This is a genomic window from Ruminococcus sp. AM42-11 (assembly GCF_003480145.1).
GTDB lineage: Bacteria > Bacillota > Clostridia > Lachnospirales > Lachnospiraceae > Blautia_A > Blautia_A faecis.
In genome coordinates, this window is sequence record NZ_QUIO01000002.1 from 122,496 (window position 1) to 139,607 (window position 17,112).

Here is a 17,112-nt window from a genome sequence, read left to right on the forward strand (position 1 = left end):
GAAGAATTGTAAATTATTTCATATAGCAGGCAAAGAACATTCTTTGCCTGCTATCAGTGCAATAAGGAGGTGACCGGACTTTTATGGAAATTATCAGTAACAATACCATGGAGTCAAAAGGGGTAATTGAGAAAAATGAAATGTTTTTCTGGGATAATGTTGAGTATTCATTGCCAGCGGGAAATGAAGAAAGAAAGTGGAAGGGAGAGTGGATTTGGGCTCCAAAGGATAAATATCCGGAATTTCAGGAGTGTGTTCCAACCCTTTTTTGCAAGGAAAAAAAGAATTTTGGTGTTTTTATCTTTCAGAAAAAATGGAATATTGAGAAAAAAATAGATAATGCTAGTTTATTTATTGCAAGTGAAGGTGGATATAAAGCCTATATAAATGGCAGAGTAATTGGGTTTGGAAACGCACAGCCAGGCGGTGATTATGGTAATTGTGAATCTCTGAAATATAAGTTCTTTGAAAAATATAATATTGCCGATTATTTGATCCAAGGGGAAAACGTTATCTCTGTTAGGGTGTGTCTGGGACCAGTTGTATTATCAGAAGTTTGCTGCACAAAAGGGGGACTCAGATGCGATTTACTTCTAAAAGCAGAAGATGGAACGGTATTGAATTTTGGAACCGATGATACATGGAAATGTATTAGGGAAGAGTGTTATATTGAGAGTAATATATGGAATGGGCTTAGACAACTGGAGACAGATGAATATTCTTACATAGAAAATGGGTGGTATAATGCAGAAAAAGTGCAGGATATAGCTTGTTTTCCAAAGCTTTATGAAACTCCAATCCCAAATTTGAGATATGTAAAAAAGAAACCGCTGGATTTAATAAATCCATTTGCAAAAGAAAGAATTATTTGGAAAAAGGACTTTTCTGAAATTATTATAAAGAAAGGGTCACCTATATCATTCTGGCTAGACTTTGGAGCAATTTTTTGTGCTGTTCCAGGAATGACTATTGTGGGAAATGAAGATGCAAAAATTGTGCTTCACATGGAAGAATTTCCAGGAAAAATTGAAAGAACTGGTACGACAGAAACATATATTCTTGGACAAGGAAAAAATGAAATAGAATCTTTAAGACGACATAGCATTCATTATATTCAGATAGTGATCAGTAATTTTGAAGAAGATATCATACTGAAAGAGCCGCAAATATTGGTTAGCGTTTATCCATCGGAAATGCCAGGGGAATTTCATTGCAGTAACAAAAATCTGGAAAAGATATATCTCTTAGGATGTAGGACGAACCAGATCTGCAGGCAGACCTATCATATGGATTCACCTATTCATCAGGAGCCGCTTGGTTGTATGGGGGATTATATGATTGAAAGTCTTATGAATTATTATACGTTTGCTGATCCTTTTCTTACAAGATTTGATATTCTGAAAATTGCAATGTATTTGAAAGACAGAAACTATAAAATGTTCCATCCGAGTTATTGCCTTCTTTTTATTCAAATGATGTGGGAGTATGTTCTATATACAGGTGATAAAAATTTAAGGGAAATTATGGCAGAAACGACAGAAGGGATTTTGAATCTGTTTCTTGAATATGTGGGAGAAAATGGTTTGGTAGAACGAGCTCCAAATTACATGTTTATGGACTGGGTTAAGGAGAAAGAATTCAACCGTCACCATCCGCCCAAATGTATGGGACAGGGATATATGTCGGTTTTGCTTGTGGGAGCACTTGAATGTAGTAAAAATCTTTTGGAATTAGTTGCCGGATATGAGGAAAAAAACTGCTATTATCAGAATAAAAAGAACGAAATAAAGGTGGCAATCAACAAATTGTTGTGGAAAGATGAAAAGCAGTTATATGTGGACGGGTTGTTCGATGCAAAAGAAAAGAAAGCAACAAAATGGCTTCCAAATGATGTTGATGAGGAATTTTATAGTCAGCATATGAATACATTAGCTGTTTTATTTAATATTGCGCCCAAAGAAAAACAAATGGCTGTAATGGAAAAGGTAATGGAAGATAAAAGCCTGTCACAGGCACAGCCTTATTTTATGCATTTTATTTTTAATGCACTGGCGAAAACAAATTTATTTAACAAATATGGAATCACACAATTAGAGAGATGGAATACATTGATGTTGGAAAATCCATCTGGATTAAAAGAAGTATGGAATGGCTTTGATTGTGACTATTCTCATGCGTGGGGAGGTACACCTACTTATCAAATGCCGGCACGAATTCTTGGAGTTGAGCCTGTGGAACCTGGTTTTAAGACTTTTTCTTTTAAGCCATGTCTCCCAGAATCATTAGAGGAAGCAACTGGAAAGATTCCGACTCCTTATGGATCTATTTCTGTAGGCTTGAAGTGGGAGAATAATATACTGAAAAAGGAAATTGATTTTCCAAAGGAACTTAAGATGCTAGAGCCTGTTTGAAAAATCATTCCCGCAATCTGCACGCCCCACTTTGCGGTATATTTCACCCGAATTCGGTTGGGGCTGTCGGTTAATAGCAAATTTCGGCATCCCCAGTAGTAATTGAAAGGATCCCAGCAGGAACAAGGCTTGTTAGCCTTCTACCTTGCGAGGGATCCTTTTTTCTATGAAAGATGAAATTTATTTTTGGCCGCAAAAATCCCTTATCTGGATTTTTACAGCCGCACTTTTGATCAGGCTGTTTTTTCTGTTGTTTTTCCCTCAAATTTCTTTAGTTTTTCATTGAGAAAACGACAGTATTTATATTCCTTCCGATTGCATACAACATGAATTCTTTGTACACTTTATCTGCAGAACGGTAATTAAAACGGCGGAAGTTTTCGTTTTCTTTGATATCACCGAAATGTCCTTCCGTCTGGATTGAACGTGTCTGCCGTTTCAGGATCCCGCGCTCACTTTGGATGTTTGCATGGGATTTTTCACGCAGTTCTTTCCACTGTTCATTGATCTTCATCACCTTGTTTTTCTCAGCATCCTTTTCGGCATTATATTTATACAGACAGCGGGCTTTATGTTTGCATCCACTGCAGTCGGCGCAGCTGTATACCTCTAAGGTTTGGGTATAACCTCCTTCCTTATGTATTTTCAATTTAGGACAGTTAATTTTATCGTCCTATTAAAGTATAGCCCTCCGGAAATATTTATGCAGTTATTGGATTCCCTGCAAACCTTTTTTACAATACATCGATACCTACCTGTATTATCGTATTGAAAAAGCATAGAGACGGAAGAGATTGATATAAATGGATTGCTTGCAGATATGACGAAAACAGATGAGAAGTTAGAGCAGGTGCAGGGAGAATTTTTAGGACTTCTTAAGGAACTGATATCATCGGATGCGAGTATTATGGCATCCCTGAAGGATCTCATTGGGAAAATGGAGGGGTGACAGGTATGAGAAAACCGGAAATTAGATTCAATGGGTATACAGACGCTTGGGAACAGCGTAAGTTTGGTAGTTGGCTGTAAGAGACGAGAAATAAGACAACGGTTGAAGATGAAGATACATTGTTTTCTTGTGCCATTGATGGTATGCATCTTAACTCGGAACTGTTTAGTTATTTTAGAGGTTCGTCAAATATTGGATATTTAAAAATCAAGAAAAATGAGTTGATTTTGTCAACGCAAAATTTGCATCTTGGGAATTGTAACGTGAATTTGCGTTTTGAGCATGGCATAGTTAGATAAGAAAAAGACAGTGGAGAGTGTAACCCTAACCGCGAGTTACACTCTCCACTGTTCTTTACAACATCAATCGTTTCTATTTGTCATCATTTTCCTTCATCTCTGTCATAGTCAGATACTCGTAGCCTGGTTGGAAGCTGTGGTTTTTGGAGTGTTTGTAGTATTGTATGAAAATACGATCCATGATGTTTGGAATCTGGGTTTCGATTGGCTCAAACAGAATGATCAGGTACTGCATGGCACTATAACGGGTGCAGACATCAACACGGCGGATAGTCTGGCGGATGGATTGTTCCATCTGGGAAAGTGCCTGCTCAATTTCCTCAATGTGAGGAAGCGTGTCAGCGGCAGTTTCCATGGTAACCATTACCAGGTAGCAGCGGCAGTTGCTTCGTATGATCAGCTGGTTCATGTATTCATACTGCCTGGAAAAATCCCGGTAGTTAAGATCCAGGGCACCTGCGTAGCTTCCGCTTTGGCGGAGGGAATCTGCAATCTGGTGAAGATCTCTTGCAATGCTTGCAGAGCCAGGTGCCTGGTAGTTAATCTGCTGATAGAAGGAAAACTGGTTTTTCCCATTCTGTTTCACAAAATACAGAGCCTTATCTGCCTTGGCGTAGCAGTCTGCGAAGGTGTCACCAATGGTACACAGGCAAAGACCGGCAGAAAGGGACGCATAGCGGATTTCTGTATCTGCCTGTGCAATGGCGTGGAACTGTTTAAACAGTTGCGCCATGGTGTCTGAAACAGATTTTGCAGTTACGTCCGGAAGAAAAAGAAGAAATTCGTCTCCGCCCAGACGACAGGCGAGTCCGTCAATTGTATAACGGGAAAGCAGATTGCCGAGATTTTTCAGAGCCCGGTCGCCTGCCTTATGCCCATGAATATCGTTGATTTTTTTCAGATTATCCATATCCAGAAAAACAAGGCAGCCGCTGTGATCTTTCATAAATTCGGCGATCAGTTGTTCTCCAAGGGTTCGCATAGGAAGTCCGGTGAGCAGATCATAATGCTTGGTCTCTTCCTGGTTCTTTATGGTGGTAACCACATCGGAAATAAATTTGCTGATAGTATTGTCAATTTCAGGCTGTACGGCAGCGTTTGTTTCCGGTGAAAGCTGGTTATCCAGAACCAGGCGGTTTTCGTCTATCAATTTCAAAAATACATCTGTAATTTCCGGATCAAACTGTTTCCCGCGGTTCTTACTGATTTCCTCCCGGATCATTTCCGGAGGAAGTGCATTTCGGTAAATTCTGCGGGAATTCATGGCATCATAGCTGTCTGCCATTGCGGTGATGCGTGCATGAATGGGAATTTCGATACCGGAAAGCCCGTCTGGATATCCATTTCCATCATACCGTTCGTGATGATTTCTGGCCACTTCAACAATATGAGGGACAAAGGTAATATCCTTCAGTATTTCTGCACCGATGACGGTATGTTTTTTTATCAGATTATACTCGTCATCTGTAAGTCTGGAGGGCTTGTTTAAGATCAGATCCGGAATACCAATTTTTCCAATATCGTGAAGGTAAGCGGCATGCTTTAACTGCTGGATTTCCTCTGAAGACCATCCAAGCTCGGCTGCAATAAGTGCGGCATATTCTGCAACCCGGTAGGAATGTCCGCGGGTGTACTCGTCCTTAGCCTCGATGGTGGTGGACAAAGTCTGCATCATTTGCAGGGAAAGGAGCTCTGTCTGCTTCTGTTTGCGTTCCAGTTCCTGTTGCTGGCGCTCATTCTCTATACGCTGGATGCTTCGAAGAGTCCGGACAATGTTGACAAACAGCAGAATGAGCATTCCAATGCCGATAAAAAGACCAGACAGGGATGTGACAAAATATACAGAGACACATTCAGCAGCAACGCAAAGCAAAACGAGCAAATGAGCCAGGAGCAGAAGATGGTCTGAGGCTTTTTTTCTGTGGCGGATGTAGAGGCAGAGATGGATAAACACCATCAGGAAGGTACCTATCAGTATGATCTGCCCCAAGGGGAGGGTTTCAATGTAGTCTGCAATATTTGCTATGGCCAGAATAGAGCAGACTGTAAAATCCAGCAGGGAGATTCCGATTACAATATGATAAAGTCTGCGGTGAAGCCCATTCTGTATATTGTCTGCATAAAGCAGAAGGGGAATCGGTCCAAGAAGAATCATAACGAAGCATAAGGAAGCCAGGGCAGATGAGTTTGGGATCAGCAGCTGGCGGATCTTGGACTCATCCAGCATCCAGGTTGCTCCCATTATCATACACCAGCCAAGATATTCCATGTCAAAGCTTGTGTGGTACACAAAACCAAGGGTAAGGCTGAAAAGAATGGTGGTCAGTCCTGCAAACAGGGTGAAAAATGCGATGTAAGTGGCCAGTCCGTAATGGTTAAAGATCAGCTGCCAGATGTCCGCTTTATCTCCGCAGAAAATCTGGTTCACAACACCGGAATAGTTGGAGGTGTAGGTGGTCAGTTCAATGCGGAGCTCCTTTCCGGCATCTTCATGGGAGGTGGAGCAGAAAATGAAACGGCTGGCGGAATTTTTCCCAATCAGACGGGTTTTACTGGTGCTGTACTGTTCTCTTAAGGTGCCGTTTATGTATATGTTTACGTCCTGCAGGGAGGAACGAATCGCTATAGATGAGGCATCAAAATCTGACGGAAGGGTAGATGTGATGACCATGGTTTCGCCTGCGGGAACATCATAGGAACCGGGAACTGTGATTTCTTCAGTGGTGCCGTCAGATTTTTCCCAGGTAAAGGTTCAGGGATAGAGGAGGGACGGAGAGTTTTCGCTGACAGTTCTTTCATTAACACCGAAAAACTGCATGAAAATGAACCATCCAAGAATGGCGAGCATCAGAAAATAGAAAATGTATCTTGGTCCCTGGCGGGCAGGGAATTTCTCCTTGGTCATGGTAATCTCCTTGTATGTGAGTGGGGTTAAATTTTTGTGGTTGTTAATTGTATTATACTATATGCGAAGAGATTCATCAAAACATTATTATCCGCAATGGTTGGAAAAATTTTTAAAATCTTTCAGAAATCTGACCGTTTCGGTATACGAAATTCCAATAAAGTGGTATAGTTAATCTAAATAAGCTTTACAAAAACATGTGGCGTTTGGGTTGAGTTGAGAAAAATTGTGTCAGAAAACATGTGAAGTACGGGGGAAAATATGGATATTTTAGTTGTGATCGATATGCAGAATGATTTTATTGACGGAGCGCTTGGCACACCGGAGGCGGAAGCCATTGTGCCTAATGTGGTGGACAGAGTGAAGAATTTCAATGGTCTTGTGCTGGCGACCAGGGATACTCACGGCGGGGATTATCTGCAGACCCAGGAGGGCAGAATGCTTCCTGTAGAGCACTGCATCCGCGGCACCTACGGCTGGGAGATCCGGGAGGAGATTGCAGAGCTTCTGGAGTCCGGACCCATTGATAAGCCAACCTTTGGCAGCGAAACTCTGGGAAAAGTCCTAAAAGAATTTAATAAATCAGAGACCATTGACAGCATTACACTGGTAGGGCTTTGCACAGATATCTGTGTGATTTCCAATGCCATGCTGCTGAAAGCATTTTTGCCAGAGGTACCGATCATGGTAGATTCTCTTTGCTGCGCCGGAGTGACGCCGGAGAGACATGAGCGGGCGCTGGAAGCGATGAAAGCCTGCCAGATAGAGGTCCTTTAGGGAGTCATGAGAAAACAAAATTTGGAAGTGGTTGCTTAAAAAAATGCCGCAAAGTCACGGAAAGTGGTGATTTTGTGGCATTTTTATTTTTCTGTGTCAAAAGAAAACTTATTTTCTCATATTTCCATCAAAATCACATGATACTATATTAAAGTAAATTGCGGCTTCTGTCTGATGGGAAACCGCAACGATTTACAGAGCATTGAAGCCTGTTTGAAATACAGAAAGCCTTTTTCAAACACGTTCTAGCGACAGGCTTTAAGAGAGAGGAAAGAGCCGTGAAAAAAATAGAGATTCTTGTTGTAGAGGATGAACCGAAATTAGCACAGACGATTTCTGACTTTCTGAGGATTCAGAACTATGAAGTAGAGACAGCACTGACCGGGAACAAAGCCCTGGAATATTTTTGCCAGAATAAGCAGAAGGTGGATCTGATCCTTCTGGATCTTATGCTGCCGGATATTTCCGGATATACCGTATTGAAAGAGATCAGGAAAATATCGGAGGTTCCGGTTATTATTTTGTCTGCAAGGTCGGCCGTGGCAGACCAGATGAGCGGATTCGAGAAAGGTGCGGATGATTATATCACCAAGCCCTTTACTCTGGCACTTGTGAAAATGCACATTGAGGCGGTGCTGAAGCGTGCCGGGAAGCTGCGGACTATGGTGGAATACAAGGATCTGCAGGCAGATGTAAATGCACAGCTTTTATTTTACAAAGAGCAGCATATCCCCACCACCAGGAAGGAATTTGATCTGATGGTTTACTTCATGGAGCATCCGGGAATTGTTCTGCCAAGAGATACCATACTGAATGCGGTGTGGGAATACGATTATACAGGTGATGTGCGGACCATTGATACTCTGGTGAAGCAGCTGCGGAAAAAAATGGGAGAAGGCTACAATTATATCCGGACTGTTTACGGCGTGGGCTACATCTTCGGGGAGGACATTCATGAAAATTAAAAAAAATTTCTGGAGAGCTGGGAAAGCTTTGTGGATTCAGATTATTGCCTTTGCGGTGGCAGTCATGCTGTATAGCGTGTGCTGTTATCCCATATATACTTCATCAAAGGCCAGAATCATGCGTCAGCTGTATGAAGATATCCATGACATGGATCTTGAGGAACTTAGCGAGGACGACGAAGAAACACTTGGTGATTATCAGAAAGAAAAATTTGAGACTGTAATTGCGAATGAAAATTATGAGCAGATTTATACGTCCAGATCATCTCTGAAGACCACGCATGCCCGTAAGTACATAGAAAACAAAATTGCCCAGTACACAGAAGAAGGAACCCTGGAACAGCGTCGCATGGAATCCAGGCATATTCTGATGTTTCGTGGGAAGATTATACAGGATGGACATACATTCTATGTTTACCTGCGAAAAGATGTTCAGTCAGTTCTGGAAGTGATTGAGGGAACCAGATTATATCTGGCGGTTGTTTTGCTTCTGATGGTGGGATTAAGCTATTTCCTGGAAAAAATGAGTAAAGCAAGTACCGAGAAAAAAGCAAAGCAGTCTGACTATCAGCTTCTGGAAAGCCAGAGAGAATTTGTGGCGAATATTTCCCATGAATTAAAAACACCTCTTGCAGTAGTGTCCAGCCAGGTGGAAATGCTGGAAATCGCAGGAGATAAGATTGATCGTTCCTACTATTATTCTTCCATTCACGAGGAGCTGGACAAAATGTCCAGAATGGTAGGAGAACTCCTTGATTTTTCCATGTTGGACAATCAGATGAGTTCCATGGAAATGAGCCGTGTAAATGTATCAGAAATGATAGAATATCTGCTTCTTCGATATGATGCTATGTTCCGCAAAAACGAGATCAAAGTGGAACAGGAAATCGAAAAGAACTGTTTCGCATACGGAAACCGCATGTATCTGGAAAGAGCAGTAAACAATTATCTGATGAATGCGTTTCAGCACACAGAGCAGGGAAAGCGGATCCGGATTACTTTGAAGAAAGAGAAAAAGCAGATACGTATGGAAGTCTACAACGATGGAGCGCAGATTAAAGAAGAGCAGATGGAGCATATCTGGGACAGCTTTTACACAACTTCCCAGAAGAAGAAACCAGTCACATCTGAGAATGAAGTACGTAACATTGGTCTTGGACTTTTTGTGGTCCGAAAGATTGTGGATAAACATAAAGGAAGCTGCGGAGCTAAAAATATGGAGAACGGAGTGCTGTTCTGGCTTCAACTTCCGGAAATCAGGGATTTGGGAAAATGAGAAAGTGGAATAAAAAAACAAAAATTGCAGTATTTATTATATTTTTAATTTTAGCTGTGCTGTTTGCCGCTCTATGCTGGAAAAAACGCCGTGGAATCTATAATACATATATGAAGCTTACTGGTCAGGAGATTCCGTATTCTGTTCAGGAAAAAAGAAGGAAAAAATATGGATATTATGACCAGGAATTGAATGCTTCCATGAATCTGGAGAATCCGGTTTACATAACTGAGAATGACGGTTCTGCAAATGAGATCGAAACAGACATTCCAAAAGAAACCACACGTATAGCATCCTCTTATGAAATCGACCAGCAGCTGCAGGCTGAGCTGGAGAATGGATACAGCTGGGAGGAGCCTATGGTGATCCAGAATCCTTATCAGGTTTCTCCATTGACAGCGGTGATTATTTTCGACACAAAAGAAGAGTGTGCGGTGCGTTTTACGGTCAAGGGAAAAACGGAAGCCGCAGATATCAGTGGAGAAGTGGAAGCTGCTGTTTCACACAGAATCCCGGTGATCGGTCTTTACCCGGCAATGGAAAATACAGTTGTTCTGGAGCTTCTGGATAAATCAGGCAAGGTTACAGATTCCCAGGAAATCACTATTACAACGGATGAACTTCCGGATAAACTGGATGATGCTGTGAAACCGGTGAAAACAAGCGGTGAATCTGCATTTGAACTGACTATGGTATATGGACAGCGGACAACCTTCCCATTTGCTTATGACTGTATGGGAGATATCCGTTGGTACATGAGCGGAGAATTTACTTCTGGAATTTATATGCTGTCAAATAGCAGGATGATAGTTGCCTCCAATGAAGCTTTTATGCCATCCCAGGCCAAACCGCAGACAACCAATCTCTATGAGATGGATTATCTGGGACGCGCCTACACCATGTACTATGTGGCGGGTGGAAATCACCATGAAGTAATCGAAAAAGAGCCGGACGGAAATCTTCTGGTTCTGACCAGTTCTCTGGAAGGACACATTGAGGACAAAATCCAGGAAATTGACAGACAGACCGGTGAAGTTGTAAATGAATTGATAATGGAAGACATTTTTGGAGGGAAATATGAGGATCGGGTTGACTGGACCCATTTAAACACTGTGTCTTATCAGTCGGAGACAGATACCATTGTGATCAGTCCCCGAAATCTGGAATCTGTGGTCAAATTGAACTGGACGACAAAGGAAATCCAGTGGATACTCTGCGATCCGAGATTCTGGGAAGGCACAGAATATGAGAAATATGTGCTTCAGCCGGAAGGAGATTTTGTTTATCAGTTCCAGCAGCATACTGCCTACCAGATGGAAACAGATCTGGATGGAGATGACCAGACAATAGAAGTCAGTATGTTTGATAATCATTATGTAAAAGTACGAAAGTCCGATGTATTGCAATACTTTGATGGTGAAAAAGAATCTTATCTGTTGGTTTATGCTGTAAATGAAGCAGAAAAGACAGTAAAGCAGATTAAAAAGATTCCTACTGTATGGTCTACCATTACTTCTTCTGCTATTTATGATGCTGACAGTAATCATATTTTCGGCATGTGCGGTCATGTGAAGGATTCTGAAGATAAACGAAGAGGAATGAACTATGAGTTTGACTATGATACAGAAGAGCTGATCAATCAGTTCAGCATCAAAAGCTATTATTACCGCGCATCAGAGATGAGAATTGACTGGAATGATCTGGCAGCAGTCATGGAAATAAAAGACAACTATATTATGGGAGAATTATATCAGCCTGTAAAAGCGCCCTGGTTCTTCTGGCAGAAGAAGCCAGAACAGGTACTGGAAGAAGGCGAGATTACATTACATCTTACCGGGCAGGTGCTTTATGCAGGCGCTTATGATCACCAGATTTCCCAGATTATTTTTCATGGAAAGAAAAATACTTATGTGTATGACACTACAGACATCCGTCTTCATACGAAATCTTACCTGAAGTTCTATGAGAACATTCCGGTACCGCTGCAGGGAATGGAAGCGGATGATTATGAGATTTATGTTGTATATCAGAACGAATTTTATGATTTGGAACAAAATATAAAAATTAAGTGATTTAATGCTGCTGTTCACTGGTAACATTCTGCGAAGCGTGTTGCTGTGAATGGTGGAAATAGTAAAACTTTAAATTTTTACAGGCAATATTAAGAAAGTGTTTCTGCTTTATTGCGGAACTATGTTATAATAGTTGATAACACGACCAGAGCGTGTTTGAAAAATGATTCCGGCACATTCGGCAGAATATTTATTTCAAACATGCTCCAGGTAAATGAAGTTATACCAGAAAAATAAAGGGAGTAAAAAAAATGAAGAAAAAAGTTTTATTACAGGTAATGGGAGCCGTTCTGGTGGCTGGTTTAATGGCTGGTTGTGGTGGCACAAATGATACAAAGACGGAAGAGAATACCAAGACAGAAGCTGCCGCAGACAATGCTGATGCCAAGGAAGAGACTGACAGCACGGAAGCAGAAGATACAAGTGAAGATTCTGCAAGTACTGATTCCGCTGAAGAAGACAGTGCAGAGGCAGATGACACAGCTGCAGAAGCAGAGAGTACAGGTGAGGATTCTGCAAGTAGTGATTCAACAGAAGCAGACAGTGCAGAGGTGGCCGACAGCAAGGAGACAGAAGCAGCAGGAAGTTCTGCTGGTACAGCAGCCCAGACTGCAAACAGTGATGCATACGGCGAGGTTGTTTCTGCAGCAGGATGGAATATTACAGTAGAAGATGTGGAGATCAATTCCTCTCTTGAGAATGTAAGCGTAGAACTTGGCTATACAGGTGTGGAGACAAGCGACTACAAGAAAGAGGCTGACGCAGGCAAGATTTTCTGTATGATTAAGCTGAAGATCGAGAAAGACGGCAGCAAGGAGACTTTGGACTGGGCGAATCTGAAGCTGACTGACAGTGAAGGAAATGAATACAGCAGAATGGATGATGAATTCATTTCAGAGCTTGGTATGACACGTATGGCAGGAACCACTTTGAATTTCGGTTCCAACGAGGGCTGGATCGCATTTGAGATTGACGAGAATGCAGAAGGTCTGGAGCTTAGCTATCCATTTGAGGCAGAGGAATATCACTGCGCATTATAAGGATGATAAAAAATGCAGACAATCCGTCAGCTGCCATGACGGTGGTATGAAAATGCGGATTTTGTATTAGATCGTGTTTGAGAAATCATAAAATTGCACAGGAGGCTGGCATGAAGAATAAAAGATATCGGGAACTGGCTGCAATACTTGTAATGATGACAATGACAGCGGGTTCTATTACTACAGTTGCAGCAGAAACAGAAACTACAGCAGAGACAGAAACAGATGAGACGGAAACAGAAACTGCAGAGGATGCAGATTCCGAGGCAGCAGAAGCAACAGATACCCAGTCCCAGGCGACAGCCCTGGAAGTAACAGACCGGTTTGCACAGCAGACTGCTGTTGACGAAGCGCTCCTTCAAGAGGCGTCAAACGGCTACAGTCTTGATGAGGCCCTGATTGTAGTCAATCCATATGGAATGTCCCCTTTAAGTGCAGTTGCCGTTTTTTCCACAGAGAAAGCCTGCGGCGGAACTGTTACTGTGAAAGGGAAATCCGCAGAGAACGATGTGACGGGGACTTTTGAGGAGGCAACGGAGCATATCGTCCCGATTTATGGTCTTTACAACAATGATACCACAGAGGTTGTAATCACTCTGGATGATGGGACTTCTGCTACCTTTGAAGTAACCACAGAAGATATAGGTGTTGATTACGGTACAATCCAGACAGAGATGAAAAGCGAGGCAAGTTACGATTATTCGAACCTGACTTTTGTCTGCTCCACTATGGGAACCCTGTATGGAGTAGATGCGGCCGGAGATATCAGATTCTTTACCAATATTGGCGGAACTCTCGGAGTTCACCAGCTGGAGAACGGGCATCTTCTCATGCCTGCATCCTATGTGCTGAAGAGCAGCTATTATAAAGAAGGAATGATCGAAGTCGACTTTCTGGGAAAAATTTACCGCGAATACATGATTCCTGGTGGCCAGCATCACGATTTCGTGGAGCTTCCGGATGGCAATCTCCTGGTGGCTTCTGACAGCCCGGACTTAAGCACAGTTGAGGACTACGTGGTAGAAATTGACCGTGAGACCGGTGCTGTTGTATGGGAGCTTGACATGAAAGATCTCATCAGCCAGGAAGATGGACAGTCTGCTTCTATGGATTCAGACGGAAGTGAGGAAGCTGACTGGTTCCATAATAATGGTCTTGCCTATGATGCAGAGAATGATCTGGTTCTTCTTTCTGCAAGACACAAAGATGCCATTGTAGCAGTAAATAAAGAGGACAAATCCCTGGCATGGATCCTTGGAGATCCTACAGGCTGGGATGGTGTGGATCAGTCTTACTTCTTTACTCCGGAGGGAGAAGATTTCGAATGGTTCTATGCACAGCATAATGTTTCCATTCTGGATAATGGAGATATTGCTCTTTTTGACAATGGTACTGCCAAGGTAAAACGTGTGGATGGCGATAACCGTGTAAGTGGTGATAACGTATATTCCCGTGCGGTTGTTTATCAGATTGATACAGAGAACATGACCGTTTCCCAGGTAACTGAGTATGGTAAAGAGCGAGGCGCCGACTGGTATTCGGACTGGATTTCCGGTGTGGTTTCCCTGGATGGAACACAGGATCATCTGTGGATCACAGCTGGCTCCCACCTGCATAGCGCTGAAGAAAACCGCAGTGATTATTATCCGAAAGATATGTTTGTACAGGGACTGACCAAGACCACACATATCGATCAGGTAGATAATGGAGAGCTGAGCTTTGAACTGACGATCTCCGGTGACACTTATAATGCGCTGACCTATCGTTCTTTCCGCATGCCCCTTTATACAGAAGGAAAATATGATCCATCCGCAGTTCCGGAGGTGCTTGGTTCTCTTGGAGAGACAAGTTATGAGGAAAGCAGCATTGATGTGAGTACTGCAGAGGCTTTGCCAGATGGCTGGAATTTCCTGCTGGATGGAAGCAAGATCAGTGTGAACGGAAGCTTACAGACCCAGACCGCAGCAGCAGATCTGCTGGCTGGAAAGATGATCCTGATAAGCGGTGAGTCCCAGAGAGCTTATCAGCTGACACAGACTCCTTCTGAAGGAGATGACGGAACAAATGTTACAGTTAAGGGCTGGACGGCAGTTGATGGGCTGGAAGGTCAGGAATGGGATATTTACCTGGAACTGGACGGTGTTCTTTATAATACGGGATATATGTACAGTCAGGCATAAGTATATAATTTGTCAAAATGGGTTCAAGAGCCTTGAACCCATTTTGACGTTACAGGCTTTGCAGCCTGTACGGACATAACGACAAAAATTTGAGGAGCTTACAGTATGAAAAAATGGAGCAAAAAGAAAAAAATCACCATTCTGCTTCTGTTTCTGGTGCTGCTTGCATTGTTTGCAGGCCTTTGCTGGAAAAAGCGGCGGGGAATTTATAATACTTACATGAAACTTACCAATCAGGAAATTCCCTATTCTGTAAAAGAAAAACGGAAGAAAAAATATGGCTATTACGGTCAAAAGCTGAATGTTACCATGGATGTGGATGACACGATTTCCATTCAGGAAAACGATGATTCCGCGAATGATATCCAGACAGAAATCCCTCAGACGAAAACATTGGTGGCAACCTCCTATGAGATTGACCAACAGCTGCAGGCAGAGCAGGAAAATGGATATACATGGGATGATCCCATGGTTATTCTCAACCCATATCAGATTTCCCCATTAACTGCAGTAGTACTTTTTGACACAGAAGAAGAGTATGGAGTGCGCTTTACTGTGAAAGGAAAAACTGCAGCAGCAGACATCAGCGGAGAGATAGATGCGGCCAGTTCACACAGAGTGCCCATTATCGGTCTTTATCCGGGAGAGGATAATACAGTAGTACTGGAACTTCTGGATGATTCCGGCAGAGTGAAGGATTCCCAGGAGATCACCATTACAACAGAAGCTTTGCCAGAGTCTCTTACGGATGTGATCGAACCTGTGGAGACCAGTGGAGAATCTGCATATGATCTGACCATGGTTTACGGACAGCGCACTCATCTTCCTTTTGCATATGACTGCATGGGAGATATTCGCTGGTATATGAACAAAGAGACTGGAAATTATGGCCTTTACATGCTTTCCAACTGCAGAATGATCTGGCAGGATACTGCCGGATATGTTCCGAACCTGGAGAAGCCTCAGTCTACCAATCTTTATGAGCTGGATTATCTGGGAAGAGCTTACAACATGTATTATCTTTCCGGGGGAAGTCATCATGAGGTAATTGAGAAGGAGCCAGGCGGAAATCTTCTGGTGCTTACAAGCTCCATGCAGAGCCACTGTGAAGATAAAGTTGAGGAAATCGACCGGCAGACAGGTGCGGTGGTAAATGAGCTGAAACTTCAGGATATTATTAAATGTAAATACGAGAATCTGGTTGACTGGGCTCATATTAATACGGTTTCCTATCAGCCGGAGACAGATACTATTCTGCTCAGTGTCCGCAATCTGGAATCTGTGATCAAGGTAAACTGGACAACCAAGGAAATCCAGTGGATTCTTTGCGATCCAAGATTCTGGGAAGGCACAGACTATGAAAAATATGTGCTGAAAGCAGATGGTGATTTCATTTATCAGTTCCAGCAGCATACAGCATATCAGATCGATACAGATCTGGATGGCGATGACCAGACTATAGAAATCACCATGTTTGATAACCATTTCCTGTGGAGAAGGAAGAAAGACATCGACTATTATGACAAGACAGAGGAATCCTACCTGCTGGTATATTCTGTAAATGAGGCAGAAGGTACTGTGAAGCAGATTAAGAAGATTCCTACGGTATGGTCCAAGATTACATCCGCAGCGATTTATGAGGCTGACAGCAATCATTTCTTCGGAATGTGCGGTCATGTGGCAAATGCAGAAAACGGCTGGAAGGGAATGACCTACGAGTTTGACTACGATACAGAGAAGGTCCTGAATCAGTATTGTCTTAAGAAAACCTTTTACCGTGCAGAGGAAATGCGGATTGATTACAACGATCTTGCAAGTTCTATGGAGCTGGATGAGAATTATATCAAAGGAGAATTGTGGCAGCCGGTGAAGACCTGGAAATGGCTGTGGAACAAGAAACCGGATCAGGTGCTTCCGGCAGATACCCTGACATATAACATCACTGGAAAAGTGCTCTATATAGGGACCTATGATCATCAGATTTCCCAGATCATTTTTAAAGGGGCGAAGAATACCTATGTTTATGATACAACAGAGGTTCGTCTGCATATGGAAACATTTCTGGATTTCTATGAAAATATCCCGGTGCCTCTTCAGGGAATGAATGCAGATAATTATGAAATCTACGTCATGTATCAGGACGGATTTTATGATACACAGCAGACCTTTGCAATCAATTAAACAGGTGATATTGCAAAGCCAGAATAGTAAGGGTATTGAGCCCGGATTCAGCTGCTG

At 42.5% G+C, this 17,112-nt stretch carries 12 protein-coding genes and 1 pseudogene; 10 read left to right on the forward strand and 3 right to left on the reverse strand.

Features of this window, described 5'->3' with window-relative positions:
• Positions 1-83 precede the first annotated feature (83 nt).
• Positions 84-2,411: an alpha-L-rhamnosidase N-terminal domain-containing protein gene (locus DW904_RS02280; RefSeq protein ID WP_118577887.1), complete on the forward strand. Its 2,328-nt coding sequence runs from the start codon at positions 84-86 to the stop codon at positions 2,409-2,411.
• 271 nt (positions 2,412-2,682) lie between these two features.
• On the opposite strand, the gene DW904_RS02285 is transcribed toward DW904_RS02280, so the two are convergent.
• Positions 2,683-3,060 carry a transposase gene (locus DW904_RS02285; protein ID WP_330673592.1) on the reverse strand — a complete coding sequence of 126 codons (378 nt, stop codon included), beginning with the start codon at positions 3,058-3,060 and terminating at the stop codon, positions 2,683-2,685.
• A 50-nt stretch (positions 3,061-3,110) separates the two neighbouring features.
• Here DW904_RS02285 and DW904_RS23480 point away from each other — a divergent pair.
• A pseudogene (locus tag DW904_RS23480) lies at positions 3,111-3,206 on the forward strand (N-6 DNA methylase); the annotation flags it as partial.
• A gap of 25 nt (positions 3,207-3,231) precedes the next feature.
• Complete coding sequence (locus tag DW904_RS24455) at positions 3,232-3,360, forward strand: hypothetical protein (RefSeq protein ID WP_270412890.1); 129 nt, start codon at positions 3,232-3,234, stop codon at positions 3,358-3,360.
• 372 nt (positions 3,361-3,732) lie between these two features.
• Here DW904_RS24455 and DW904_RS02295 read toward each other — a convergent pair whose 3' ends face one another.
• Both DW904_RS02295 and DW904_RS23485 read right to left on the reverse strand, forming a co-directional pair.
• Positions 3,733-6,330, reverse strand: a complete 2,598-nt coding sequence (locus tag DW904_RS02295; RefSeq protein ID WP_243110265.1) for an HD domain-containing phosphohydrolase — start codon at positions 6,328-6,330, stop codon at positions 3,733-3,735.
• A gap of 81 nt (positions 6,331-6,411) precedes the next feature.
• Positions 6,412-6,564 carry a hypothetical protein gene (locus tag DW904_RS23485; protein ID WP_226854183.1) on the reverse strand — a complete coding sequence of 51 codons (153 nt, stop codon included), beginning with the start codon at positions 6,562-6,564 and terminating at the stop codon, positions 6,412-6,414.
• A gap of 261 nt (positions 6,565-6,825) precedes the next feature.
• Here DW904_RS23485 and DW904_RS02300 point away from each other — a divergent pair, with 261 nt between their 5' ends.
• From DW904_RS02300 to DW904_RS02330, 7 genes are all read left to right on the forward strand, one after another.
• Positions 6,826-7,341: a cysteine hydrolase gene (locus tag DW904_RS02300; RefSeq protein ID WP_118577888.1), complete on the forward strand. Its 516-nt coding sequence runs from the start codon at positions 6,826-6,828 to the stop codon at positions 7,339-7,341.
• Positions 7,342-7,619: 278 nt separating this feature from the next.
• Entirely contained in the window at positions 7,620-8,306 is a 687-nt protein-coding gene (locus DW904_RS02305; protein ID WP_118577889.1) for a response regulator transcription factor, read from the forward strand.
• Positions 8,296-9,582, forward strand: coding sequence for a HAMP domain-containing sensor histidine kinase (locus DW904_RS02310; protein ID WP_118577890.1), 1,287 nt, complete (start codon positions 8,296-8,298; stop codon positions 9,580-9,582). The genes DW904_RS02305 and DW904_RS02310 overlap by 11 nt, the downstream gene beginning before the upstream one ends.
• On the forward strand, positions 9,579-11,654 hold the full coding sequence (locus DW904_RS02315) for an aryl-sulfate sulfotransferase (RefSeq protein WP_118577891.1): 2,076 nt from the start codon (positions 9,579-9,581) through the stop codon (positions 11,652-11,654). Before DW904_RS02310 ends, DW904_RS02315 begins: the two co-directional genes overlap by 4 nt.
• A gap of 251 nt (positions 11,655-11,905) precedes the next feature.
• A complete protein-coding gene (locus DW904_RS02320) occupies positions 11,906-12,694 on the forward strand; it encodes a DUF4352 domain-containing protein (RefSeq protein ID WP_118577892.1) in 789 nt (262 codons plus the stop codon).
• Positions 12,695-12,804: 110 nt separating this feature from the next.
• Entirely contained in the window at positions 12,805-14,874 is a 2,070-nt protein-coding gene (locus tag DW904_RS02325; RefSeq protein WP_118577893.1) for an aryl-sulfate sulfotransferase, read from the forward strand.
• A gap of 105 nt (positions 14,875-14,979) precedes the next feature.
• A complete protein-coding gene (locus tag DW904_RS02330) occupies positions 14,980-17,055 on the forward strand; it encodes an aryl-sulfate sulfotransferase (RefSeq protein ID WP_118577894.1) in 2,076 nt (691 codons plus the stop codon).
• Positions 17,056-17,112: the final 57 nt, after the last annotated feature.

Coding starts and splice junctions, on each gene's coding strand:
- DW904_RS02315 (WP_118577891.1), top strand. CDS start 9,579: ATGAGAAAGTGGAATAAAAAAACAAAAATTGCAGTATTTATTATATTT.
- DW904_RS23485 (WP_226854183.1), bottom strand. CDS start 6,564: ATGACCAAGGAGAAATTCCCTGCCCGCCAGGGACCAAGATACATTTTC.
- DW904_RS02280 (WP_118577887.1), top strand. CDS start 84: ATGGAAATTATCAGTAACAATACCATGGAGTCAAAAGGGGTAATTGAG.
- DW904_RS24455 (WP_270412890.1), top strand. CDS start 3,232: ATGACGAAAACAGATGAGAAGTTAGAGCAGGTGCAGGGAGAATTTTTA.
- DW904_RS02320 (WP_118577892.1), top strand. CDS start 11,906: ATGAAGAAAAAAGTTTTATTACAGGTAATGGGAGCCGTTCTGGTGGCT.
- DW904_RS02325 (WP_118577893.1), top strand. CDS start 12,805: ATGAAGAATAAAAGATATCGGGAACTGGCTGCAATACTTGTAATGATG.
- DW904_RS02310 (WP_118577890.1), top strand. CDS start 8,296: ATGAAAATTAAAAAAAATTTCTGGAGAGCTGGGAAAGCTTTGTGGATT.
- DW904_RS02300 (WP_118577888.1), top strand. CDS start 6,826: ATGGATATTTTAGTTGTGATCGATATGCAGAATGATTTTATTGACGGA.
- DW904_RS02330 (WP_118577894.1), top strand. CDS start 14,980: ATGAAAAAATGGAGCAAAAAGAAAAAAATCACCATTCTGCTTCTGTTT.
- DW904_RS02295 (WP_243110265.1), bottom strand. CDS start 6,330: ATGGTCATCACATCTACCCTTCCGTCAGATTTTGATGCCTCATCTATA.